Origin of the sequence: Raskinella chloraquaticus (SeqCode) (assembly GCF_021731865.1) — a bacterium.
Lineage (GTDB): Bacteria > Pseudomonadota > Alphaproteobacteria > Rhizobiales > UBA4765 > Raskinella > Raskinella chloraquaticus.
Map to the genome: position 1 here is coordinate 1 of NZ_JAKFWN010000038.1, position 23,965 is coordinate 23,965.

General features: G+C 61.3%; 23 protein-coding genes and 1 tRNA gene. 8 read left to right on the forward strand and 16 right to left on the reverse strand.

Annotated elements, in window-relative coordinates; all coding sequences use genetic code 11:
• Both ACINK1_RS12605 and ACINK1_RS12610 read right to left on the reverse strand, forming a co-directional pair.
• Positions 1-334: aldehyde dehydrogenase family protein (locus ACINK1_RS12605; protein ID WP_395760148.1), on the reverse strand; the 334-nt coding region annotated here is incomplete at its 3' end.
• A gap of 481 nt (positions 335-815) precedes the next feature.
• Positions 816-900: transfer RNA gene (locus ACINK1_RS12610), tRNA-Leu, on the reverse strand.
• Positions 901-1,055: 155 nt separating this feature from the next.
• Between ACINK1_RS12610 and ACINK1_RS12615 the strand changes: the two genes are divergently transcribed.
• Both ACINK1_RS12615 and ACINK1_RS12620 read left to right on the forward strand, forming a co-directional pair.
• On the forward strand, positions 1,056-1,634 hold the full coding sequence (locus ACINK1_RS12615; protein ID WP_376800302.1) for a YqaA family protein: 579 nt from the start codon (positions 1,056-1,058) through the stop codon (positions 1,632-1,634).
• Between the two features lie 9 nt (positions 1,635-1,643).
• On the forward strand, positions 1,644-2,153 hold the full coding sequence (locus ACINK1_RS12620) for a disulfide bond formation protein B (RefSeq protein WP_376803022.1): 510 nt from the start codon (positions 1,644-1,646) through the stop codon (positions 2,151-2,153).
• Here the strand turns inward: ACINK1_RS12620 and ACINK1_RS12625 are convergent.
• From ACINK1_RS12625 to ACINK1_RS12660, 8 genes are all read right to left on the reverse strand, one after another.
• The gene (locus tag ACINK1_RS12625; RefSeq protein WP_376800300.1) at positions 2,126-2,683 is read right to left on the reverse strand and encodes an HNH endonuclease; all 558 of its coding nucleotides are present in this window, start codon (positions 2,681-2,683) and stop codon (positions 2,126-2,128) included. The two genes, ACINK1_RS12620 and ACINK1_RS12625, sit on opposite strands and share 28 nt — an antisense overlap.
• A gap of 93 nt (positions 2,684-2,776) precedes the next feature.
• The gene (locus tag ACINK1_RS12630; RefSeq protein WP_376800299.1) at positions 2,777-3,202 is read right to left on the reverse strand and encodes an aconitase X swivel domain-containing protein; all 426 of its coding nucleotides are present in this window, start codon (positions 3,200-3,202) and stop codon (positions 2,777-2,779) included.
• The gene (locus tag ACINK1_RS12635; RefSeq protein WP_376800297.1) at positions 3,199-4,449 is read right to left on the reverse strand and encodes an aconitase X catalytic domain-containing protein; all 1,251 of its coding nucleotides are present in this window, start codon (positions 4,447-4,449) and stop codon (positions 3,199-3,201) included. The genes ACINK1_RS12630 and ACINK1_RS12635 overlap by 4 nt, the downstream gene beginning before the upstream one ends.
• Before the next feature lie 17 nt (positions 4,450-4,466).
• On the reverse strand, positions 4,467-5,711 hold the full coding sequence (gene ispG, locus ACINK1_RS12640; protein WP_376800296.1) for a flavodoxin-dependent (E)-4-hydroxy-3-methylbut-2-enyl-diphosphate synthase: 1,245 nt from the start codon (positions 5,709-5,711) through the stop codon (positions 4,467-4,469).
• 60 nt (positions 5,712-5,771) lie between these two features.
• Positions 5,772-6,266: a transcriptional repressor gene (locus tag ACINK1_RS12645; protein ID WP_376800295.1), complete on the reverse strand. Its 495-nt coding sequence runs from the start codon at positions 6,264-6,266 to the stop codon at positions 5,772-5,774.
• 47 nt (positions 6,267-6,313) lie between these two features.
• Entirely contained in the window at positions 6,314-9,472 is a 3,159-nt protein-coding gene (locus tag ACINK1_RS12650) for an efflux RND transporter permease subunit (protein ID WP_376800294.1), read from the reverse strand.
• A 24-nt stretch (positions 9,473-9,496) separates the two neighbouring features.
• The gene (locus ACINK1_RS12655) at positions 9,497-10,609 is read right to left on the reverse strand and encodes an efflux RND transporter periplasmic adaptor subunit (RefSeq protein WP_376800293.1); all 1,113 of its coding nucleotides are present in this window, start codon (positions 10,607-10,609) and stop codon (positions 9,497-9,499) included.
• A gap of 11 nt (positions 10,610-10,620) precedes the next feature.
• Complete coding sequence (locus ACINK1_RS12660) at positions 10,621-11,214, reverse strand: TetR family transcriptional regulator (protein ID WP_376800292.1); 594 nt, start codon at positions 11,212-11,214, stop codon at positions 10,621-10,623.
• A gap of 170 nt (positions 11,215-11,384) precedes the next feature.
• Here ACINK1_RS12660 and ACINK1_RS12665 point away from each other — a divergent pair, with 170 nt between their 5' ends.
• Entirely contained in the window at positions 11,385-12,167 is a 783-nt protein-coding gene (locus ACINK1_RS12665) for a 3-hydroxybutyrate dehydrogenase (protein WP_376800291.1), read from the forward strand.
• Between the two features lie 6 nt (positions 12,168-12,173).
• Here the strand turns inward: ACINK1_RS12665 and ACINK1_RS12670 are convergent, their stop codons facing one another.
• The gene (locus ACINK1_RS12670) at positions 12,174-12,926 is read right to left on the reverse strand and encodes an SDR family oxidoreductase (protein ID WP_376800434.1); all 753 of its coding nucleotides are present in this window, start codon (positions 12,924-12,926) and stop codon (positions 12,174-12,176) included.
• A 90-nt stretch (positions 12,927-13,016) separates the two neighbouring features.
• On the opposite strand from ACINK1_RS12670, the gene ACINK1_RS12675 reads away from it, so the two are divergent.
• Positions 13,017-14,237, forward strand: a complete 1,221-nt coding sequence (locus ACINK1_RS12675; RefSeq protein ID WP_376800290.1) for an NAD(P)/FAD-dependent oxidoreductase — start codon at positions 13,017-13,019, stop codon at positions 14,235-14,237.
• A 5-nt stretch (positions 14,238-14,242) separates the two neighbouring features.
• Here ACINK1_RS12675 and ACINK1_RS12680 read toward each other — a convergent pair whose 3' ends face one another.
• Genes ACINK1_RS12680 through ACINK1_RS12700 form a run of 5 tightly spaced genes read right to left on the reverse strand, consistent with a single transcriptional unit; the run spans position 14,243 to position 19,728 of the window.
• Entirely contained in the window at positions 14,243-15,079 is an 837-nt protein-coding gene (locus ACINK1_RS12680) for an RNA methyltransferase (protein WP_376800289.1), read from the reverse strand.
• Positions 15,079-16,002 (reverse strand): class I SAM-dependent methyltransferase, encoded by a 924-nt coding sequence (locus tag ACINK1_RS12685; RefSeq protein ID WP_376800288.1) that lies wholly within the window; start codon positions 16,000-16,002, stop codon positions 15,079-15,081. The genes ACINK1_RS12680 and ACINK1_RS12685 overlap by 1 nt, the downstream gene beginning before the upstream one ends.
• 47 nt (positions 16,003-16,049) lie before the next feature.
• Positions 16,050-17,285 (reverse strand): ABC transporter permease, encoded by a 1,236-nt coding sequence (locus tag ACINK1_RS12690; protein ID WP_376800287.1) that lies wholly within the window; start codon positions 17,283-17,285, stop codon positions 16,050-16,052.
• Positions 17,282-18,013: an ABC transporter ATP-binding protein gene (locus ACINK1_RS12695; protein ID WP_376800286.1), complete on the reverse strand. Its 732-nt coding sequence runs from the start codon at positions 18,011-18,013 to the stop codon at positions 17,282-17,284. Before ACINK1_RS12695 ends, ACINK1_RS12690 begins: the two co-directional genes overlap by 4 nt.
• A 2-nt stretch (positions 18,014-18,015) precedes the next feature.
• Positions 18,016-19,728 (reverse strand): efflux RND transporter periplasmic adaptor subunit, encoded by a 1,713-nt coding sequence (locus ACINK1_RS12700; protein ID WP_376800285.1) that lies wholly within the window; start codon positions 19,726-19,728, stop codon positions 18,016-18,018.
• A gap of 164 nt (positions 19,729-19,892) precedes the next feature.
• On the opposite strand from ACINK1_RS12700, the gene ACINK1_RS12705 reads away from it, so the two are divergent.
• The 4 genes from ACINK1_RS12705 to mdh all read left to right on the forward strand — a co-directional run bounded on the left by ACINK1_RS12705 (position 19,893) and on the right by mdh (position 23,959).
• Positions 19,893-20,558 (forward strand): AprI/Inh family metalloprotease inhibitor, encoded by a 666-nt coding sequence (locus ACINK1_RS12705; RefSeq protein ID WP_376800284.1) that lies wholly within the window; start codon positions 19,893-19,895, stop codon positions 20,556-20,558.
• Between the two features lie 211 nt (positions 20,559-20,769).
• Positions 20,770-21,921, forward strand: coding sequence for a cell division protein ZapE (gene zapE / locus ACINK1_RS12710; RefSeq protein ID WP_376800283.1), 1,152 nt, complete (start codon positions 20,770-20,772; stop codon positions 21,919-21,921).
• Between the two features lie 154 nt (positions 21,922-22,075).
• Entirely contained in the window at positions 22,076-22,855 is a 780-nt protein-coding gene (locus tag ACINK1_RS12715; RefSeq protein ID WP_376800282.1) for a DUF1003 domain-containing protein, read from the forward strand.
• Between the two features lie 138 nt (positions 22,856-22,993).
• On the forward strand, positions 22,994-23,959 hold the full coding sequence (mdh, locus tag ACINK1_RS12720) for a malate dehydrogenase (RefSeq protein WP_376800281.1): 966 nt from the start codon (positions 22,994-22,996) through the stop codon (positions 23,957-23,959).
• The last annotated feature ends 6 nt before the right edge of the window (positions 23,960-23,965 follow it).

Consider the following 23,965-nt stretch of genomic DNA (forward strand, 5'->3'; position numbering starts at 1 on the left):
CAAAGAACGACAAGACCTGACCGGCACGGCCAGCCTCGCCCACGCCCTCGGCCAAGGTCTTGCCTTCTTCGCGGCTGAGAATGCGCCCAAGCTCTTCCTTGCGCGCCAACACCTCGTCGGCCGCACGCTTGAGAATATCATGGCGCTCCTGCGGCGTGGTGCGCGACCATGCGGGGAAGGCTTGTTTTGCGGCCGCAATGGCCTCGGCGACATCCGCCTTCGTGCCACTGGAAAAATCGCCGATGACGTCGTTCGTATCGGACGGGTTGACGTTGGCGGTGGTGTGGTTGGCGCCAACCGGTTCGCCAGCAATGAAATTGGCAAAATGAGACATGTTTGGCATCCTCTCCGCAATGCGGCCAATTCGCCGTCGTGACTGTGTGGAACGACCCGGCCGGTATGATCGTCATGTTGCAGGCTCAGCGATCTGCGATAAAGCCTGAAATCGGCACGCGCCGCCAGTTCCTTGTTGACGATGGGCGGGCGGCGCATGTCAGCCCGGCAAAATGGCAGCGCGCCAGAGCGGAGAGAACCGACGTGGATTTCACAGGTTACTGAAGCTTTGCAGGATTGGATTTTTCAAGGCCGGCTTTGAGAGGGAAAATCCCTAAAATGCTTATTTCAGGTGGAGTCCGATTCACCAATACTGAAAACGCCCAAAAAGATGCTTTTGATAGAATCACGCACGTTATTGATCGCCAATTGATTCTCCACTGAGCGGGCAAATTGGTGCAATCGACAGGTGGGATTTATAGTCAGAGCCGGGTCGTTGTCTGGCCTGAATTAAACCGATATTGCATACCTTACTTGCAATATGGTGCCCCTGGCCGGAATCGAACCAGCACTCCTTGCGGAACTCGATTTTGAGTCGAGCGCGTCTACCAGTTCCGCCACAGGGGCAACGCCGGGCGGATCATAGGCAGGAAGTTGGAGCGGTCAACCGTCTTTGCACTCCATGCCGCGTCAACAGCAATAGTGCTAATGACCGATCAATCACTTTCCTTTAAGAGAGTGCCACGACCATCCTCACAACATCGAAATGACCTGTCGAGATCATGCTCAAGAAAACCTATGACTGGATTGTCTCCTTCTCGACGCATCCGAAAGCCGTGTGGGTGCTGGCAATTGTCGCTTTTGCGGAAAGTTCGATTTTTCCCATTCCACCGATCCCGCTGCTGGTGCCGATGTGTGTGGCGCAGCCCAAGCGCGCCTGGTACTTCGCGGCTGTCTGTGCGATTTCATCGGCGCTGGGTGGCATTGTCGGCTACGGTATCGGCCATCTGCTGTACGATTCGGTCGGTCAATGGATCATCCACACCTACGGCCTTGAGCAGCAGGCGGAGAATTTGCGCGCGCGCGCCAATGATTACTGGATCTGGATTTTGATGACCAAGGGGCTGACGCCCATCCCCTTCAAGCTTGTCACCATCATGTCGGGTCTCATCGATTTCAACTTCGTGCTGTTCCTTTTCGGCTCCTTCTTCGCCCGCTTCACCTTTTTCTTCCTGATGGCGGCGGCTTTGCGGGTTTATGGCGACCAGATCCGCAATTTCATCGAGACGCGGTTGAAGCTCGCAACCTTCATCCTGCTGTTTTTCCTGATCGGCGGCTTTGCCGCCATCCGCTACATCTGATCCTCAATGATGCCCAGGCGGCCGGCGTCTGTTGCTCTCATTGTGGCCTGTGTGATGGCGATAACGCTCGCCGGCGCGTGGGGATTTCAGATCTGGGGCGATCTGGCACCATGTCCGCTCTGTCTGCAGCAGCGCTGGCCCTATTATGCCGGTGTGCCGCTCGCTCTCGCCGTGGCGATCATGGCAGGGCGCGGCGCTCAGGCGGCCGTCATAACATTTGGCTTGGGCGCTCTGGTCCTGCTGCTGGCGGGGTCGGCGGTTTTTGGCGCATTCCACGCCGGTGTCGAATGGGGATTTTGGCAGGGGCCGACGGATTGCAGCGGCGGACGGCCGATTACCGGCAATGCCAGCGATCTGCTGGCGCAGATCGCCCGCACACGGGTCGTGGCCTGCAATGAAGCAGCCTTCCGCTTCCTCGGCGTTTCGCTTGCGGGATATAATGCGCTGATATCGGCGGGGCTGTGCGCACTCGTTGTCCGCGCGCTGGCAGGTCAGGGTTCGAGCTCGGTATCCCAGTAGAGATAATCAAGCCAGCTATCATGCAGATAATTGGGCGGGAACAGCCGGCCATTATTGTGCAGCTGATGGACGGTCGGGCGAAACGGCAGGTGATAGGGATGCATGCCCGCCTCGTTTGGCAGGCGGTTTGATTTTCCAAGATTGCAGGGCGAGCAGGCGGTCAGCACGTTTTCCCACGTCGTCATGCCGCCGCGCGAGCGGGGGACGACGTGATCGAAGGTGAGTTCTTCGCCGGCGCCACAATACTGGCAGACGAAGCGGTCGCGCAGAAAGACGTTGAAGCGGGTGAAGACCGGAAAGCGCGACGGCTTGATATAGGATTTGAGCGACACGACCGATGGAAGCCGCATCTCGGAGCCGGGGCTGTGCACCGAGCGGTCGTAAAAGGAGACGATGTTGACGCGCTCCAGAAAGACCGCCTTGATCGTGTCCTGCCACGACCACAGCGACAACGGGTAATAGGACAGCGGGCGGTAGTCCGCATTCAGGACCAGAGCCGGGCAAGCCTCGAGGCGGGCTGCTACTGTCAAAACCTCGCTCCCCAATTCGAGAATCGCGTGGTTAACGCTTCACATCACCGTGTCTAATATATCGAGTGTGACGGGCTTGTGAAGCGTCAGGTGCTAGGCCGGGGCGCTAATCACTGTTCCGGTATCGTCAGCCTGAACCCGCAACGTGCCATGGCGTGTGCACATAGACCAGCCCTCGCTGCTGACCACCGCCATGGGGCAGGCTTTGGCGTAAAGGGCGGATGCGATGAGCGCTCCCGTCAGGAGGATCGAATCGGCGGCGGTGAGAATGAAGGCGGCCGGTGCCGTCCCCAGCCGTAATGCTTCGGCCAGAACGGTCGACGATGAGGATGAGCCGCGACCAGCGCTCATCACGAGGATCTTGCCGGCAAGGATGCGACCATGGTCCGGGTGCCAGCGATCCATCACCAATCCCGTATGTGGATCAAAACCACCCCAGAAACTCAGCGGCTGCGCCAGGCAGATGACCTCACCTGAGGCGCTGCCGGGGAAGAGCGTCCGCGCGGCGATCGACGTCATGTGAAACGTCTCACGACGCGGCCCGCCGCAGCCGAATTCAGGCAATCAGCGAGGCTGCCGAAGGCCACATCGACACCGAGATTGCCGGGTGCGTAATGCGCCCATTTGCCGGAATTGGTCATGATTACGCCGTCGAGCCGTTTCATCACCGTTGTCACATAGGTGCAGGTATCGACGACGAGGGTGATGCCGGCAGCTTCCAGGCGTGCAGCGTCGCCGCGCGCGGCCAGGGCAGCGTGGGTATCACGCCCGGTGTTGACATAGATGTCGACGCCGGAATTTGCCTTGAAGCCGGGGAGGAGGGCGAGCAGGCGGTCAAACTCGCTGAGTGAAAAATGCGGCGTGCCAAGGCTCACGGCGGTGAGCGTGGCGCCATCGTCCGCCGTCGACAGGGCGCGAAGGGTGGCGCGGATATCGGCGGCTGACACCTCGACCACCGCTTCAGGCGTGGCATCGCCAAGAGCTGCTTCGAGTGTTGGCGCTTCAGGCGTCAGGCCAACGGCGTGAAACAGCGCAACCGCGCCGCTCGAGGCGGCAACCGCCCCCAGCCCCTTGAAATCATCCTCGCTGATCGACGCCGGCAGGCCGGTGATGGCGGGAATCTGGTCGCCGGCGCGCGCGCCGATGATATGGCCAACCGCAATGGCCAGCGCGTCATTCGACAGGTCCGGCACCGGGGCGATGTTGAACACCAGCCGCGCCCGCCGGTTCTGCGGCACATGCAGCCCCTGATAGGGGACGCGGCCGGTCAGCGCGGCGCACAGATCGACGAAATCGCCATAGCGGTGCGTGCGCGCGCCAAGGACGGAATTAGCGAAAACGATGGCGTTTGATTCACCCCAGGCGATGTCCTGCCCTTGTTGCGGGCGCTGCTGCAACAGGTAAGGGGCGCAGGTGAAGCTTGGCATGCAGCCAAGCTCGAGATGGGCTTCCATCAAGCGCCTGCCATCGTGGCGGGCATTGTCATCACCACGAAAAAGCTCGGGATGGATGAGATCGATCGAGCCGACGTTGAGGGTTGTCGGTACGCGCACCTTGCCGCCAAGCGAATTCAGCCGGTCGACGAAGTCGAGGCTGACCTTGCCATGATAGAGGCAGCCGTCGATGTGCGCTGCTGCAATGTTGATGAAGCGGGTGGCGCCAAGCGCTTCGCCGAAGCGTTCCAGCAGACGCATGGCGAAGGCCTGCGCCTTGCCCAGCTCGCCGCCGAGAAGCGCCTCGTCAATGGCCTCGCGCTTCAGCGCCATGGTGCCCGTGCTGCCGACTACTCGGCTGCCTGTTTGGTGCCGTAACGGCGAATGATATAGTCATCCACCATCTTCTTGAAATCGGCAGCGAGCGTCGGCCCGCGCAAGGTGGCCACCTTCTTGCCGTCAACGAAAACGGGCGCGGTCGGTGTTTCGCCGGTACCGGGGAGCGAAATGCCGATATCGGCATGCTTTGATTCGCCCGGGCCGTTGACGATGCACCCCATGACCGCGACGTTCAGCGCTTCGACGCCAGGATATTTGGTCTTCCATTCCGGCATCGAAGCGTAAATCCAGCTCTGGATATCGCCTGCCAGTTCCTGGAAGACGGTCGAGGTGGTGCGCCCGCAGCCGGGGCAGGCGGCCACCAGCGGAACGAAGGTGCGCAGGCCCATGGTCTGCAGGATTTCCTGCGCCACTTTCACTTCGAGCGAACGGTCGCCATTGGGCTCAGGCGTCAGCGAGACACGAATGGTGTCGCCGATGCCCTGCTGGAGCAGGATCGCCAGTGCGGCTGCCGAGGCGACGATGCCCTTGGAGCCCATGCCAGCCTCGGTGAGGCCCAGATGCAGCGTGTAGTCGCAGCGCGCTGCAAGCGAGGCATAGATCGCGACCAGGTCCTGAACGGCGCTGACCTTGGCCGAGATGAGGATTTTATCGCGGGCCAGACCCAATTCTTCGGCGCGGGCTGCTGACAGCAAACCGGACTGGATCACCGCCTCGCGCGTGACCTCGCGCGCGGTGATCGGTATCGCGCTGAGGGCATTCTCGTCCATCAGATGGGTCAGCAATTCCTGATCAAGCGACCCCCAGTTGACGCCGATGCGCACCGGGCGGTCATACTTCATCGCCATCTCTATGATGGAGGAGAACTGCTTGTCCTTCTTCTCCTTGAAGCCGACATTGCCGGGATTGATGCGGTATTTGGCAAGCGCCTCGGCGCAGGCGGGATGATCAGCGAGGAGCTTGTGGCCGATATAATGGAAATCGCCAACGAGCGGCACGCTCACGCCCATGCGGTCGAGCTTTTCGCGGATATGGGGGACGGCTGCTGCCGCCTCGTCGCGATCAACGGTAATGCGAACGAGTTCGGAACCGGCGCGGGCAAGAGCTGCCACCTGCCGTACCGTTCCGTCGATGTCGGCGGTATCCGTATTGGTCATGGACTGAACGACGACGGGGGCGCCGCCGCCGATCTGAACGGAGCCGACATTGACGCCAACCGAATTGCGCCTTTGTCCAGGATTGCCGATATAATTCATTATCTTGACCTCTTCCACAGGCCTGCGGCCTGTTGTGGCGAGCTGAAATCCGTGCCTGATTTAGCCTTGGGTGGCGTTTGAAGCAACCACACAGGCGGCGCAAAGCCCTGAAACCTCGATCAGGCGCCGCTGGGCGGAGAAGCCCTTGGCCCTGCCTTGTGCGTCGATGATGCTGGCAAGCTGTGTATCGGCGATCTCACCGACATAGGTACAGGCTTCGCATAACAGAAAGACCACCGTATCGTCGTGGCCATGGCTGTGGTCGCAGGCAAGATAGGCGTTGCGCGAGGCAAGGCGATGGACCAAGGCCCGCTCGATCAGAAAGTCGAGTGCGCGGTAGACCGTCATCGGTGCCGGGCGTGTACCGGTTGAGCGCGCCATTGAATCAATGATGGCGTAGGCGCCGATCGGCGTGCCGGCAGCGGCGATGATCTCAAGGACCCGGCGGCGTATCTTCGTCAGCCGCACGCCGGCCTGCGCGCAGGCATCTTCGGCAAGCGCGATTGTCGATTTGACGCAGTTGCCGGTTGCGTGGTGCAGGTGAGTGTCGGCCATGGCGCAGTATAAGCTGTCCGCGGCGCCGCGACCAGCGTCTGATCGTCTCACTCTGCCGCCTCCGGCAGCAAAGTGAACTGGGGCTCTTCCGGCGCTGCCTCTGCCGGTTTTGCAGCATCGTCCGGCCTGACCCGGAAGGCTGCCGCGTACAGAGCGGGCAGGAAAATCAGGGTCAGCAACGTCGCGGCGAAAAGACCGCCCATCATGGTGAGGGCCATCGGCCCCCAGAAGAGGCTGGTCGTCAGCGGCACCATGGCGAGGATGGCGGCAAAGGCGGTGAGCACCACGGGACGCGAGCGGCGCACGGTTGCCTCGATGATGGCATCGTGTCGGCTCAGGCCATTGGCGACGTCATCCTCGATCTGGTCGACGAGAATGACGGTGTTGCGCATGATAATGCCGGCAAGGGCGATGAGGCCAAGAAGCGCCACGAAGCCGAAGGGAGCGTTGGCGACGTTGAGCGCAAGAGAAGCGCCGATAATGCCGAGCGGCGCGGTGGAAAATACCAGCACCAGGCGGGAAAAGGACTGCAACTGCAGCATGAGTATGGTCAGCATGGCGCCGATCATGATGGGGAACAGGGCAAAGATGGAAGCGTTTCCCTTGGCCGATTCCTCGACCGCGCCGCCCTCGTCGATGCGGTATCCGTCGGGCAGAGATTTGATGATGTCGCCAAGCTTTGCCTTGACCTCGGCGCTCGCCGCCGGCGGCTGCACGCCGTCACGAACATCGCCGCGCACCGTCATCACCAGTTCGCGGCTGCGACGCCAGATGATCGGTTCCTCCTGCCCGTATTCAACGCGGGCAATTTGCGCCAGCGGAATGGCGATGCCGTTACGGCTGGTGATCGTCAGGTCTGAAATCCGTCCAAGGTCGAGGCGCTCCGAGGGTACAGCGCGTGCCACCACGTCGACCTGCACGGTGCGGTCGCGCACGGTTGTGACCGTCACCCCCGTGAGCAGGGTTTGCAGCGTCTGCGCCACGTCCTGGACATTGAGACCGAAGGCGCGGGCACGCTCCTGGTCAACGACCAGACGGACCGAGGGCTGGCGCTCGTTCCAGTTGAGATGGGCGTCGATGATGTCGCGATTGGCGCGCATGACATCGCGGACCTGATAGGCAATATCGCGCAGTTTCGTGGCGTCGGCTCCAACGATACGGAATTGAACGGGAAACCCAACGGGCGGGCCGAAATTGAAACGATCGACCCGCACGCGAGCAGCCGACAGCGCCCCGTTGGCGATATCGCGCTCCAGCCGCGATTTGATACGCTCGCGCGCCTTGAGGTCCCTCGCGACAATGACAATCTCGGCAAAGGATTCATCCGGCAATTGCGGATTAAGCCCAAGCCAGAAGCGCGGCGAGCCCTGGCCGACATAGGTCGTATAGGTGGCGATATCCTTGTCGCCCTGGAGCATTTTTTCAGCTTCGAGCGCCGCCTGGTTGGTGGCGCTGATGGCGGTTCCCTGCGGCAGGCGGAGCTGGAAGAAAAGTTCCGGGCGCTCGGACACGGGAAAGAATTGCTGCTGGATGCGGCCAAAGGCCAGAACCGAGATCACCAGAGTGACCAGAGTGGCCAGGATCACCAGCCAGCGATGCGTGACAGCAAAGCGCACGAGGGTACGGAAGCGGCGATAGAGAGGGGTCTCATAAAGGGCGTGCGGGTCGGCATGAACTTTGCCGCTCTTGGCAAAATCGGGCAGCAGCAAAACACCGAGATAAGGGGTGAAAATTACCGCCACGAACCACGAAGCGATGAGAGCGATGCCGACCACCCAGAAAATGCCGCCGGCATATTCGCCGACGCCCGACTGGGCAAGGCCAACCGGCAGAAAGCCGATGGCGGTGACGAGCGTCCCCGTCAGCATCGGAAAAGCGGTGGACGTCCAGGCAAAGGAGGCTGCCGCGAGGCGGTCCCATCCCTGTTCCATCTTCACCACCATCATCTCGACGGCGATAATGGCGTCATCGACAAGAAGACCAAGGGCGATGATGAGCGCGCCCAGCGAAATGCGATGGAGATCGATGGACAGTGCGTACATGGCCATGAACACCATGGCGAGGACGAGCGGCACTGACAGGGCAACGACGATGCCGGTGCGCCAGCCCAGCGAGATCAGGCTGACGAAGAGGACGATGGCGAGGGCTTCGAGGAAGGATTCCGCAAATTCACTCACGGCGTGTTCGACAACCTGCGGCTGATCGGCAATCTGCTTGAATTCAAAGCCTGCTGGCAGGTCGCGCAGATAACTCTCCTTCGCCGTTTCGATATCGCGACCGAGCGTCACGATATTGGCACCCTTCTGCATGACGACGCCAACGGCGATCGCGGCATGCGATTCCTGCCGCAGGAGGAAGGTCGGAGGGTCGACATAGCCATGGGTGATGGTGGCGATGTCCCCCAGACGGAAGGTGTGTCCGCCAACCTCGACGGGTGTCTCGGCGACAGCGGCGATGCCGTTGAGCGCGCCGGTGACGCGCAGTGGAACGCGTTGTGCGCCGGTATCAATGCTACCGGCCGGGGCCACGATGTTCTGGCGCGCCAGGCTGTCAAAAATGGCGGTCGTCGGAATGCCGAGGGTTGCCAGTTTGGCATGGCTGAATTCGACGAAAATGCGCTCGTCCTGGTTGCCGTAGAGATTGACCTTGGTCACGTTGGGAACGCGCAGCAGGCGCTGGCGCAACAGTTCCGCCTCGCGCTTCATGGCCGCATAATCACCACTGTCGCTCACCAGCGTGTAGAGGATTGAGTCTACATCGCCATATTCATCGTTGACATTGGGTCCGATGACGCCAGCCGGCAGCTCGCGGCGCAGATCGTCGAGTTTCTTTCGTGTCTGGTAGAAAAGGTTGGGGACCTCGCGGGCAGGCGTTGAATCCTTGAAGACCATCTGCATGGCCGTGAAGCCGGGCTTGGTGTAGGTCTCGATCTTGTCGAAATAGGCGAGTTCCTGCAGCCGCTTCTCAATGCGCTCGGCAATCTGGTCCTGCATCTCGCGGGCGCTGGCGCCGGGCCAGATCGCGGTGATCACGACGACCTTGATGGTGAAGGAGGGATCCTCGGCGCGCCCCAGCCGCAGATAGGAAAAAACGCCGCCGACGAAGACCGCCAGGATCAGGAACAGGACGAGGGCCGGGTGGGTCACAGCCCAGTGCGACCAATTGCCCTGGTTGAGTTTCGGGTCGTGTGCGTCGTGCGCCGACATGGCGGCTCTCCCTGAGAAACGATATCAGCCGCGATCGGCGACGACGCGCACGATCTCGCCCGCGAGAAGCTTGTGAACGCCGTGGGTGACGACGATGTCCCCGGCCGCGAGCCCCTTGCTCACCAGCATGTCAGCGCCATCATAGCCGGCAATCTCGATGGCGCGGCTCGTCAGCTTGCTGGTTGCCGGTTCAATCACGAAGACCGTCGGTCCCTTGCCCTCATCCAGCATGGCGGCAATCGGCAGCCTTGCCACGGGCGCAGCAGCACCCTCTCGCACGGAAAGGGTGGCCGTCATGCCGAAATTCATCGCCGGATCGGCATCAAGAATGGTGAAGCGGGCGGCAAAGGTGCGTGATGAGGCATCAGCGGCGGCGGCGAATTCGCGCAGGCGCGCGTCATAAGAACGGCCTGGATTTGACCACAGGGTGACACTTGCCGTTCCCTCGCGAACGCGGGCGGTCAGCGATTCGGGGATGTCGACGGCAATTTCGAGTTCATGGTTCTGGGCGACGCGCAGCACCGGAGTGCCGGCGGCAACGACCTGACCAGGCTCAGCCAGGACAGCGGTGACAACGCCGTCATTGTCGGCGATGAGGCGAGCGTAAGAAAGCTGGTTGGCGGCCAGTTCAAGCGAGCGACGCGCACGATCCAGCCGGCTCTTCGCCTCGGCGGTCGCTGATTGCTGGGCCTGGAGGGTTGCGTCGGTGACCCAACCATTCCTTTTCAGTTCGATATTGCGCTGTCTCTGCCGCTCGTTTTGATCAAGCGAGACGGTGGCGGCGGTCAATTCTGCTTCCGCCTGTTCGCGCTGGAGATGAAGGTCGACCGGATCGAGAGTTGCGAGCACATCGCCCACCTTCACCCGCTCGCCAAGGGCAATTTTGCGTTCAGCAATCTTGCCGGCAACCCGGAATCCGAGATTGCTCTCGATGCGCGGGCGAACGGTGCCAACAAAATTACGCATCGTGGCGTGCGTTGCAAACGTGACCGGCTCCGCGAGGACGGCGCGCGGCAAGGCCTTGGCCTCGCTCTTCGGGTCAGCGCTTCTGCCCTCGCCGCAAGCGGCCAGACCAAGCAGGATGAAGGGTGCAAGAAGAGCGAAGCGAGCGGCTGTGGGGAATGGCGGGCGGGACATGGGTACCTCGTTCATTGCAAAGCTCTGATGAGAAATTGCGACAGGCGTCTGGTTTCGCTTTCAAGGTCAAGATGGCTGCATTGGGCGATAAGGGCGGGGTGGAGGACGACGGTGAGTGCCTGTTTGATCACGGTCGCTGCCTCCAGCGCATTGCCCTGGCGGAATTCACCTCGCGCCATGCCCTCGGCGATGACGTGGGCAAAAAGAGCGATGATCTCGGCCATGTGCGCTTCGATGGCCGACCAGTTCTCCTGCATCGCCACCTCGACCATGTCATGCAGGCGGCGCTCATCGGTGCAGCGGCTCTTGGTGAAGCGATGCATGTCGAGTGCCAGGGCGGCCAGTTTCTCGGCCGCAGCTTGCGGCCCGTAGGCGATCTTGCGGGCAATTTCTTCGGATTCATCGAGAAGGCGCCGGCAGATTGCCTCATTAATGGCGCTCTTTGAGGCGAAGAAGCGATAGATGTTGGCTGGAGACATATCGAGGGCGGCGGCAAGATCAGCGACAGCCGTCTTGGCATAGCCGATGCGACGGAAATGCTCCTCGGCGACATCGAGAATGCGCTCACGTGTTTCTTCGGGTGAAAGGCGGGGTCTGGTGGACATGGGTAAACTTTGAAAAATGATGATTTTCAATATTTATCATTTATCACAATCAAACACAAGCGCGAGCCTGCGATTGTAGGTAATCGCCCATCAGCGATGGAACGCATTGAACCTGAGACTATTTCGCGTAGACACAGCGCAGCATTCGGCAACAGCAAAAGGAGAGCGGCATGCTCAAGGGCAAATCAGCCATCGTCACCGGGGCCACCAGCGGAATTGGTCTGGCCATTGCGAGGGGTTTCGCGAAGGAGGGAATGAATCTCCTCATCGACGGTTTCGGCGACACACCGGCCAACCACAAGGTTGCCGCGGACATTGCGGCTGAGTTCAACGTCACATGCGTCTTCTCGCCCGCTGACATGTCGAAACCGGCGGAGATTGCCGGTATGGTCGATCTCGCTAACAAGAGCCTGGGCGGGGTTGATGTGCTGGTCAACAATGCCGGCATCCAGTTTGTGGCGCCGGTTGAGGAATTTCCGCCGGAAAAATGGGATGCCATCATCGCCATCAACCTGACGGCGGCCTTTCATTGCACGCGTCTCGTGGTGCCGCAGATGAAGACGAAGGGCTGGGGGCGCATCATCAACACCGCCTCCGCCCACGCCAGTGTCGCCTCGCCTTTCAAATCGGCGTATGTCTCGGCCAAGCACGGGCTCTACGGCTTCACCAAGACGATAGCCCTTGAAGTGGCGACCAATGGCATTACCGCCAACTGCATCTCACCGGGCTATGTCTGGACGCCTCTGGTCGAGCATCAGATCCCGGAAACGATGGCAGCGCGCCATCTGACGCGCGAACAGGTGATCAATGATGTGCTGCTGCATGCGCAGCCGACCAAGCAGTTCGTCACTGTCGAGGAAGTTGCCGGGATTGCCGTTTTCCTCTGTACGGATGCCGCCAAGAACATTACCGGGACCAATATTGCGGTTGATGGTGGCTGGACGGCCGAATAAGGCCGATCAGCGCCCGCCGCTCACTTCAAGCACGGCACCGGTAATGTAGGATGCCTCGGCGGACATCAGGAACAGGATGGTCGAGGCTACTTCCTCAGCCGTCCCTTCTCGCCCGATGGGAACGGTGGGGCCAAGCTTGTGCAGGCGATCGGGCATGCCGGCGCTGGCGTGGATATCGGTGGCAATGAGGCCAGGGGCCACCGCGTTGACGCGGATGCCCTCGGCCGCCACCTCCTTGGCCAGGCCCAACGTCAATGCGTCGATGGCGGCCTTTGAGGCTGCGTACCAGACGAAATCATGGGGGCTGCCGATGCGGCTGGCGATCGATGACATGTTGATGATAACGCCGCCATGACCACCGCTTCTGTTTGAAAGACGTTTGACGGCCAGGCGTGCAGCCAGAATGGCGCCTGTGACATTGAGATCGATCACCGCCTTGATGTCCTCAGCCGCTGCGTCGACCAATCGCCCGGCGCGCCCAGTGATGCCGGCATTATTCAAAAAGACATCGAGCCTGCCGAATGCCCTATCGCAGCCGGCAAAGACTGCTTCGATCTCGGCGGGCTTGGCAATATCGCCTTGAATGATGGCAGCAGTCGCCCCCGACTGCCGGCAGGAGGCGGCGACGGCCTCGGCAGCCGCCAGGTCGCGCTGATAGTGAATGGCGACATCATAGCCGCGCCGGGCAGCAAGTCTGGCGCTCGCCGCGCCGATGCCGCGGCTGGCGCCGGTGATCAGCACAACAGGTCTTTCTTTCACCATTACACTCTCCGCGTGCTCTGCCACCTTGGCCGTTGCCAAAAGGAACAGTATGTCAAGGGATGGGTTACGAGAAGGGCGGATGGTCTGATGGCGGAACACTGTCTGATTATCGGCGCTGGACAGGCTGGGCTGACGGTTGCGCAATCCTTGCGCGAACACGGGTTTACGGGCGCGATCACCCTTGCCGGCGATGAGCCGCATGCGCCCTATCAGCGCCCACCACTGTCCAAGAAGGTGTTATCGGGCGAGATGGCGCCTGAACGGCTGGTGCTGAAGCCGCCGGCGTTCTTCGCCGCGCAAGCGATCAATTGGCGGGGCGATCTTGCTATCCGCAATATCGATATCAAGACGGGGCGCGCGCATCATGATGGCGGAACGATCGCCTATGATCGGCTGGTGCTGGCAACCGGCACATCAGCCCGCAGCCTGTCGATGAGGGATGTGCCGAAGTCCGGCGTTTTTACGCTGCGTGGCATCGATGATGTGATGCTGCTCAGGCCGCATATCGCTGCCGGGCACAGGCTCGTGATCATCGGCGCCGGCTATATCGGCCTCGAAGTCGCAGCCATTGCCAGCGCTCTCGGCGCTGATGTAACGGTGATCGAGGCGGCTCCCCGCGTCCTGGCGCGCTCGGTTGGTGTCGAAGTGTCACGTTACTTCGAGAGTGTTCATCGCCAGCGCGGTGTCAAGATTGAACTTGGCGTAACACTCGAGGGCATCGAGACAACCCCCCAAGGGCTGGTTGCGGTGGCGGGCGGCGGGCGCCGTTTTGCCGCCGACGCCGTTCTGATTGCTGTCGGCTCGACACCGCGAACCGAATTGGCGGCAGCAGCCGGGCTCTCGGTCGATGACGGGATTGTGGTCGACAGCGCCTGCCGGACGTCGCAGGAGCACATCGTCGCTGCTGGCGACTGCACGCGGTTTTTCTCCACGCGCTATCAGCGCCACGTGCGTCTTGAAAGCGTGCAGAATGCGATTGATCAGGCCAAAGCAGCCGCTGCGACGCTTGCCGGCGGTACGCCGGGCTATGATCCGCTGCCGTGGTTCTGGTCGGATCAGTTCGATCTCAAGTTACAGATCGCCGGCCTGTCGCAGGGTCATGACCGCATCATCCTGCGCGGTAATCCGGCAAGTCACATGTTCAGCGCTTTTTATTTTGCCGGCTTGACACTTATTGCCGTCGATACCATCAATCGTCCGCGCGACCATATGCTGGCCCGGCGGGTGATCGGCAGAGCTCTTCGCCGCGATCCTGATGAGATCGCGCGCGATGACATCGACCAGTGGGAAACATTGTTTGAGGGATAAACGCCTCAGCGCCTGCTTTCATAAAGAGTAATGGCGGTGGCGACAGCGAGATTAAAGCTGTCGGCGCGCCCGCTCATCGGGATGCGGACGAGACGGTCGCAGGCCGCACTCATCTCGGCGCTCAGCCCCTTTTGCTCATTGCCCATGACGATGAGGCTCGGCGCCCGCCAGGCAAGCGTGCGGATATCCTCGGATCCTGACAAATGGGTACCGACGACAAGACCGCCGAATTGGCGGCGCCAGTCGAGAAAATCGGCGAGCGAGGTGCGGTAGAGGTTGACGGCGAAGATTGATCCCATCGAGGCGCGCACCGCCTCGCCGGCATAAGGGTCGGTGGCTTCACCGATCAGTAAAATATCGCGAACATCAAATCCGTCAGCCGTGCGCAGGATGGTGCCGAGATTGCCGGGATCGCGGACCGTTTCCAGCGCCAGAAGCCGATCGGTATCGCCGCTGCCGAAATCGAGAAGAGAATGCCAGGTCTGGCGGTAGACACTCACCACCGTTTGCGGATTGTCGCGGCGCGACAGCTTGCCCAGAACCTCGCGGTTGACTTCCAGTATCAACCCGCCGCTATCCTCAGTGGCGGCGGCTAGCTTCATCACATGCGACTCATGTGCGGCTTCATCCAGATAGGCGATGGCGAGCGGGGCTGTCGCTTGCGACAAGGCTTCCAGTGCGGCGCGCGCCCCCTCGACCACAAAGAGGTGGGTGGCGGCGCGGTTCTTTTTGAGGTCAAGCGCGCGGATCGCCTTGATCGCATTATTAGCCGGCGAAACAATATGACGTCGCTCGCCCGGCGGATGGCGGGTCAGCGCGTCGTCGATATCGCCGGGCGTCATCAGACACTCCAATGGCTGAAAAGGGAGGTGGAGAGAAGGCGATCGCCGCTCTCGGTGCGGATGGCCAGTTCGCCTGATGTGATGGCCCCGCCCCGGCCTTCAAAGCTTGCGTGCATGAGATCATCCAGTGCCAGTGCCGACGCTCGGATCGCATAGGCGCTCAGCACCATGAAGGCGCCGTCTTTCGCCAGCAGTTCGACACAATCGGCAAGGTGGGCTGGCAGATGATCGAAGAGTTCCCATTCCTCGCCCTTCGGGCCGCGGCCGAATTTCGGCGGATCGAGAATGATGCCGTGATAGCTGTTGCCGCGCCGGCGTTCGCGGGCAACGAAGGCGACCGCATCGTCGATCAGCCAGCGGATGGGCTTGTCGTCGAGGCCTGCCATCGTCTGGTTGTCGCGGGCGTGCGCGATGGCGCGCTTCGAGGCATCGACATGGGTGACATGGGCGCCGGCGCGCGCGGCAACGAGGCTTGCAAGTCCGGTATAGCCAAACAGGTTGAGGAGCTTCGGCTGGTCGATGCCTTTTGATTGCAGGGCGCTGACAGAATTGACGATATGGTGCCAGTGCAATGCCTGTTCGGGAAAGAAACCCATATGGCGGAAGGCGGTGAAGCGACCGTGGAAGGACAGGCCGTCCCAGCTCAGGGGAAAGCGTTCAGGGGCGGGGCCGCCCCCGGCCATCGTCCAGCGGCCTTCGATGCCGCCTGCCTGGGCCTGGAAGACAGCATCGGCGTTCGCCCACAGGGCGGGGTTTTGCCGTTTGCCCATTGCCTGCTCTTCAGGGCGATCAACAAGAAGTCGACCGAAGCGCTCAAGGCGCCGCCCCTCGCCTATATCCATCAGCGCGTAATCCGCCCAGCCATCACAGACAAGAAGCGAGAGCCGGTGCGCGGTATCTGGTGATTTGGGGGAAACCGTCATGACAAGCGAGCTTAAATCATGTTTTTACGGCGTCGGCAAAATCGCTATCAGGCGGAGCGCAGAGCCTCGACAGGATTGAGCCGCGAGGCGTTCCAGGCGGGGTACCAGCCAAAGAAAATGCCAACGAAACCTGAGAAGATGACGGCGCCGATGACAATCAGAGGATCGATCAGCAAGGGCCAGCCGGCTTTTGTCGATACCGCTTCAGCGGCACCAATGCCGAGGATAACGCCGATGATGCCGCCAATTGCCGCGAGCACGGTTGCCTCAATCAGGAACTGGCGCATGATGTCGCCCGGGCGGGCACCGACGGCCATGCGCAGCCCGATCTCGCGCGTGCGCTCGGTGACTGACACCAGCATGATATTCATGATGCCGATACCGCCAACGATGAGAGAAACGGCGGCGACTGCTGCCAGCAGCCAGGCAAGTGTGTTGGCGGAGGCCTCGCGGGTGGCAGCGATTTCCGAGAGGTTGCGGATGGTGAAGTCGTCGTCCTGATCCGGCTGCAGGCGATGGCGCTGGCGCAGAAGCTGGCGTACCTCTTCGAGCGCCGCATTGAGGTCCTCGCCTTCCTGCACCTTGACCATGATCGAGCCGACCTGGCGCGAATTGGCGCGGTTGGTGCCGGTGAGGCGTGAGCGTGTGGTGGAGAGGGGCACGAAAACGGCATCGTCCTGATCGGTGCCAAGTGCCGACTGACCCTTGCGCGCCATGATGCCGATCACGGTCATCGGCACGTTGCGCAGGCGGATGGTCTGGCCGACCGGGTCCTCGCCACCGGGGAACAGATTCTGCACCACCGTCAACCCAAGGATCACCACCTGACCGCCGCGCTGGATTTCTTCAGCGGTGAAGGAACGACCGATTTCTACTTCCCATTCGCGGGCTTCGAAATATCCCTGGTCGATACCAAAGGCGAAGGTTGCCCAATTCTGGCTGCCGGCGACGATCTGGACGCTGGGGCGCAGCGTTGGCGCGCTTGTCTGGACGCTACTGATTTCCCGCGTGATGGCCTCAGCATCAAGATCGGTCAGGGTGTTCGACGCACCGCTGCCGAGCCGCACGCCGGTGAGCGTGATGTTACCGGGAAGGACGATAAGAAGATTGGCGCCAAGCGAGCGTATCTGTGCTGCCACCTGCTGGCGCGCACCACCGCCAATCGCCACCATCGCGATCACGGCTGCCACACCGATGATGATGCCAAGCATGGTGAGCGCGGCGCGCTGCTTATGGGCGTTCAGCGCCTGCAAGGCGGAGAGGAGCGCTTCATAAAAGCTCATGCTGCTTCTCCTTCCAGTTGTGCCAGAGCAGCGGCGGCATCGCGCGGCTGGTGGCTGCTGTCCTTCAGGATACGCCCGTCACGAAAGTGGATGACGCGGGAGGCAAAAGCGGCGACCTCCGGCTCGTGGGTAACGACGATGACGGTGACGCCCTCGCGATGCAATGTCTGGAAAAGCGCCATGATGTCGAGCGAGGTGCGGCTGTCGAGTGCGCCTGTCGGCTCGTCGGCAAGCAGGATGGCGGGCTTGTTGACGAGGGCACGGGCAATCGCCACGCGCTGCTGCTGGCCACCCGACAGTTCGGTCGGTTTGTGGTAGAGGCGATCACCAAGGCCGACACGGGCGAGCGCCGCGATCGCCATCTCGCGGCGCAGCGAGCGGGGTTGGCCGGCATAGATCATCGGCAGTTCGACATTGGCGACAGCATTGATCTCCTGGATGAGATGGAATTGCTGGAAGACGAAGCCGATGCGGCGATTGCGTACAGTGGCAAGCCCGTCGGCCGACAGCGCGGAGATGGCTTCACCATCCAGCCTGTAGGCGCCTGCGGTCGGACGATCGAGGCAGCCGACAAGGTTCATGAAGGTTGATTTTCCCGATCCTGACGGTCCCATGACGGCAATGAACTCGCCAGCCTCGACCTTCAGGCTCACGCCATCAAGAGCATGAATGTCCTGGCCGCCGAGATGGTAGGTTTTGCGCAGATCAACGATCTCGACGAGTGCCATGACTAGATACCGGGTCGTGGTCCGGCGGCGGCGGGCGGGGCAGCGGCAGGCCGGGGGCCACCGCCGATCACCACATCGTCGCCGGGTTTGAGGCTGCCTGCGTCGGTGATTTCGGTAAACGTCCCATCGCTCGCTCCAAGGCGTACCGTGATCGCCTGCAGCTCGCCACCGGCGCCGAGGCGATGAAGGCGTCCGAACTGGCCGCGCCCGGCGGTGGGCGCGAAATCGGCGCGGATGGCTTCGAATTTTGGTTGTTGCTCCGGCGTCAGCAAGGCTTTCACCTGTTCGGCCGTTTCGTTGCGAAAGCGGGCAAAACTCTCGCGCCGCTGGGCAGGGCCAGCCTCGCTCGTGGCGATCGTCCGTGCCTTTTCGCGGGCGGCTGCAAAAATGGCGTCGACAGCCGCGCTCTGAGCCGGATCAAGCACGACCTCGGTCTTGATGCGTTGAGCAAACTGCGCGAACTGGCGCCCGGCGTTCTGGTTGGCGCCGCCTGAGGCCTGCCCGCCCGCAGCCGGCAATCCGCCAAAAGGCGAGGCGCCCGGTGCGCCACCAGCCTGGGGCGGGCGCTCAGCGCCTAATTCTCCTGGCGGGCGAAAGCGCAGCGCGGCGTTGGACACACGCAGCACGTCGCCCTTGCGCTCGGTGAGGACGCGCAAATTGGCTGTCATGCCGGGAAGCAGGACCCGCCCGGGATTTTCCACCGCAATGACGGCTGTGTAGATCACCACATTCTGGATGGTCTGCGAGCCAAGACGCACCTGCTGGACCTTGCCTTCGAACGTGCGCCCGGGAAAGGCGTTGACGGTAAAGGGGGCCGGCTGACCTGGCTGGACGCGGCCAACATCGGTTTCATCGACATTGGCGTAGATGACCATGTTGTCGAGGTTTTCGGCAACAAGAAACAGGGTTGGCGCCTGAAGCGAGGCCGCAACTGTCTGGCCAAGCTCGATATTGCGCTGGACTACCACACCATCGACCGGCGACCTGATCTCGGAATTGCGGATATCGACCTCGATCTGGCGGATGACGGCTTCGCGCTGCGCGATACTGGCTCTGGCAGACGCCAGTTGCGCAGTGGTGACCTGCGCGTCGGCGATGAGCGAGGAGAGGCTGGCGGCAGCGGAAGTGATCTGGGCTGCGGTTGATTCGCGGGCTGCCTGCTGGGTGAGGCTGGCAGTCCGGGCAGCCTGCAATGTCACCTCGGTTGCCGAACCACGGGTGACCAATTGTTCCTGACGGGCGAGTGTCTGGCGGGCATCCTCAACGAGCGCGTCGGCGCGGCGCATCTGAGCGCTCATATCGGCCATGGCGGCGCGGGCCTTTTCCTGATCCGCCTTGTTCTTTTCGAGGTTGGCCTCCTGGACCATGGCAAGCGCGCGTGCCTGGGCAAGATCGGCGCGCGCAGCGTCCGCCTTGGCGCGCAGCTGATCGGTATTGAGGCGCGCCATCATCTGGTTGGCTTTGACGATGTCATTGTAGTCGGACAGAATCTCGATCACCTGTCCGGAGAGTTGCGAGCCGACGATCACGGTCGAAATGGGGTTGATGGTTCCAGTGGCGGCGACCGCAGCGATGATGTCGCCACGCTCCAGTCTGGCGAAGCGATAGGGGGGGGATGATTTGCTGGCGGCGAAGGGCTGCGCGTACCATGCCAACCCGACAAGCGCGGCAAGGGCCGCGCCGCCAGCAATCCAGGCTGATCTTGCTATGCGCATGGGTTACCTATCGTTTAATATACCGGGACGAGTACATAACGGTCCACGGTATTCTGGCGCAATTTAAACGTCATGATATCGCTTATCCGACGCCACACTTTATGATGACGCGGGTGTTCATCCGTCACGGACGATCGAGGTCGGGCATGAGGCATAAAGGATCGATGGCTGCTCTTGTGCTGGCGGGATTGGTCGTGACCGGCTGCAGCGCCTTTCAGGGTGCAGATATATCGCAAAATACGCCCGTCGCTCAGGTTGAGCAAACGAAGCTCGCGCCTCTCCCCGCCGTCGCGCCGGGCGCGGCCGGGCAGGCCGTGAGCACATCGCCGCCAAGGTCTGACATCTTAACGTCATCATCGAACCGCCCGAGCATCCCGCCGATTGCTGTGCTGCCCGCCCCGCCCGCTGACCAGACGGGCGTCGCCCTTCTGCCTCCCGCTTCTCCCGGCCGTCCGCTTGCGACATTGCCGCCGCCGCGCGCGCCCGGGTCGCTGGCGGGAGCGGCGATTGCAACAGCGCCAGCAGCGGGACCGGCCTTTACACCGCAAACACCACGGTTTCTCTCAGGCGATTGGCGCGTTGGCGAGCCAGGCGTGCCGACGCCCTGCCGCCTCATTCTCTCCTCGTCGGGCGTCGCCGGAGTCCTGGATGCAACGACGCAAGGATGCGCCTCGGTTGAATTGTCGCGGACAGCCGCCTGGCAGTCGCGGGGCGAGGACATTGTGTTGCTGGATCAGCGTGCCTCACCCATCGTTCTCTTCCGACCGGTCGGGGCTAACCGTTATGAAGGGCTCGGGCTGGTTGGCGCAACCTTCGTGCTGTCACGCTAGAGCAAAGGGTCTTTACTCGGACAGGCACTCTGCGCTCAATCGGATTGTTGTCGCATGCTGTTATCGAAAAACCGGTTTCCACTTTTTAGCAGCCTGCTCTGGGAGCGGGTAATTCCTGCCTTGTCGCTGAGGGTCCGGTTCTGTAACGCTCTGGCGCTATGACGCGGGGGCTTGCCATTTTCATCATGACAGACGGGGCGTTGCTCAGCTCATGAGCGTGCGCGAGCGATATGACGCACTGGTTGATGCGGGCAGCATCGAGCGGGATGGGGCTCAATTGCTGGCGGTTGACCGGCTTGACCATCTGGCCTCCATCCTCCCCGATGTCATGGTTGCGTCGAAAAGCGGAGCGCTGGGGTGGCTGTTTAACAAATCGTCCAGCGCGCCACCGCCCCGTGGTCTTTACATTTACGGCGATGTCGGTCGCGGCAAGACGATGCTGATGGACCTGTTCTATTCAGCGCTCGCGGTTCCGCGCAAAAGGCGGGTTCATTTTCACGCCTTCATGGCAGATGTTCATGAGCGCATCCACTCGGTCCGGCAAGCGGTCAAACGAGGCGACAGCCAGGCGGAGGACCCGATATCGCCGGTCGCGCGCGCGCTTGCCGATGAGGCTCGTGTGCTGTGTTTTGACGAGTTTTCGGTGACCGATATCGCCGATGCCATGGTGCTTGGCCGGCTGTTCGAGCGACTGTTTGGTCACGGCGTCGTGGTGGTCGCAACCTCGAACGTGCCGCCGAGCGAGCTCTACAAGGACGGGTTGCAGCGCCAGAATGTCATGCCGTTCATCGCGCTCTTGAACCAGCGGATGAATGTCATCGAACTTGCCGCGCGCACCGATTTCAGGCTGGAGAAACTGCAGGAGCGGCCGTCCTATTATGTGCCACTTGATGCGCGAACAGCGCGCGAGATGGATGAAGTGTGGGCGCGCCTGTCAAGCGGCATTGAATTGCCCAGGCGTCTCGCCGTTTCCGGGCGTGAATTGAGCGCGCCGCGGACAGCGCTCGGCTCGGCGCGCTTCACCTTCAGCGATATCTGCGAAAAGCCGCTTGGCCCATCCGATTATCTTGCGGTGGCGCGCACCTTTCATACCCTGGTGATCGACGGCATTCCGCGTATGAATTTCGAGCATCGTAATCCGGCGAAGCGATTCATCACGCTGATTGATGCCATATATGATCATGGTACCAAGCTCATCGCCTCAGCCGAAGCCGAACCGTTTCAACTGTTTTACGGCGAAGTCGGTAATGAGGCTTTTGAGTTCCGCCGTACCGCCTCGCGCCTGATCGAGATGCGCTCGACGTCTTACCTGTCGCGGCCGCACGAGACGCGCGGCGGCGCGTTTGTGCCGATCGAGACCTGAGACGAGCCCTGACACCCCGACATGGGTAGAAAAACCAGGGCGCCGATAATTTGTTTGTCTCGCCGGGCGACAGGCGTCATGACGTCACGCGCACGGCTTTTCCTGATGTGCGGCGACCAGAGCGTCAGCGCCCCTGCGACAGAGGTTGGTTTTCATGACAATTCAAGCTGATGAGCCCGATGATAAACCCGAGACTGACACGATGCCGGGCGTCGCGAAAGCGAAGCTCGAACGGCCGCGCTGCCTTGTCACAGGCTATGAAACGAAGCGGCGCAAGACGGTGCGGCTTGATGCGCTGCGCCCGTCGCTTGCCGAGTTGATCCGCGACGATTTTCCCGAGGCTGCGGGCGATGCGGTCATCAGCCGGCAGGCGCTGGCGGGATATCGCAATCGCTACATCACGGAATTGCTGACGCGGGAGCGCGGTGAATTATCGACGCTGGAGCAGGACGTCATCAAGAGCCTCCAGACCCATGAAACGCTGGCGGAGAACACCGACGAGGAATTTACCGAACATCGCACCATCGGCGAGGTGCTTGCCGATTATGTCGCCAGTTTTGGCGGCAGCTGGACGTTTATTCTCTCGTTCTTTTCCTTTTTGATCGTATGGATGATCATCAATATCATCATAGGTACGGCGAATTCCTTCGACCCCTATCCGTTTATTCTTCTCAATCTTGTTTTGTCCTGCCTTGCCGCTATCCAGGCGCCGATCATCATGATGAGCCAGAAGCGCCAGGAAGCCAAGGACCGGTTGCGCTCGGAAAACGATTATCGGGTCAATCTCAAATCGGAGCTCGAAATCCGTCATCTTCATGAAAAGATTGACCATCTGATGAACCGGCAGTGGGAGCGGCTTGCCGAGATCCAGCAAATCCAGATCGAGATCATGAGTGATCTGGCCGAGCGCTCGGGAAGGCTGAGAAAAACGTGATAGATGCAGGTGTATTTGCGGCTTGCCGGGGAATATAACTGACTTGCGCGCGTGCCAGCTAAGGGTTAAGCGACACAGAGAATGCAAAGGGCGCAGCCTTTTACGCCAAAGCGCGCCGGAGATATGAGGAGCATTGCGATGGCGCGTAAGAAAATTGCACTTATCGGCTCGGGCCAGATTGGCGGTACGCTCGCCCACCTCATCGGTCTCAAGGAGCTTGGCGATGTGGTGATGTTCGACATCGCCGAGGGTATTCCGCAGGGAAAAGGCCTCGACCTGGCCGAATCATCGCCTGTTGATGGCTTCGATGCGCGCTATTCCGGTACACAGGATTACAAGGATATCGCCGGGGCCGATGTGATCATCGTCACCGCCGGTGTGCCGCGCAAGCCGGGCATGAGCCGCGATGATCTTGTCAGCATCAATCTCAAGGTGATGGAAGCGGTGGGCAACGGCATCAAGACCTACGCGCCGAAGGCCTTTGTTATCTGCATCACCAACCCGCTGGATGCGATGGTGTGGGCACTGCAGAAGTTTTCGGGGCTGAAGCCCAACAAGATCGTTGGCATGGCGGGCGTGCTTGATTCGGCGCGGTTCCGCTACTTCCTTGCCGAGGAATTCCAGGTATCGGTCGAGGATGTCACCGCCTTCGTGCTCGGTGGTCACGGCGATGACATGGTCCCGCTGGTGCGCTACTCAACGGTTGCCGGTATCCCGCTGCCTGATCTCATCAAGTTGCGCTGGATAACGCAGGAGCGCCTTGATGCGATCGTCGAGCGCACACGCAAGGGCGGTGGCGAGATCGTTAATCTCCTCAAGACGGGCTCGGCGTTCTACGCGCCCGCAGCATCAGCGATTGCGATGGCGGAGAGCTATCTCAAGGACAAGAAGCGGGTTCTGCCATGCGCGGCCTATCTCAAGGGCCAGTTCGGCGTGCGCGACATGTTCGTGGGCGTGCCGGTGGTGATCGGTGCCAAGGGGGTTGAGCGCGTCATCAAGATCCGCCTGAAGAAGGATGAGCAGGAGATGTTCGCCAAATCGGTTGCGTCCGTCACCAGCCTCATCGATGCCTGCAAGACCGTCAATCCGGCCCTCAAGAGCTAATAGATG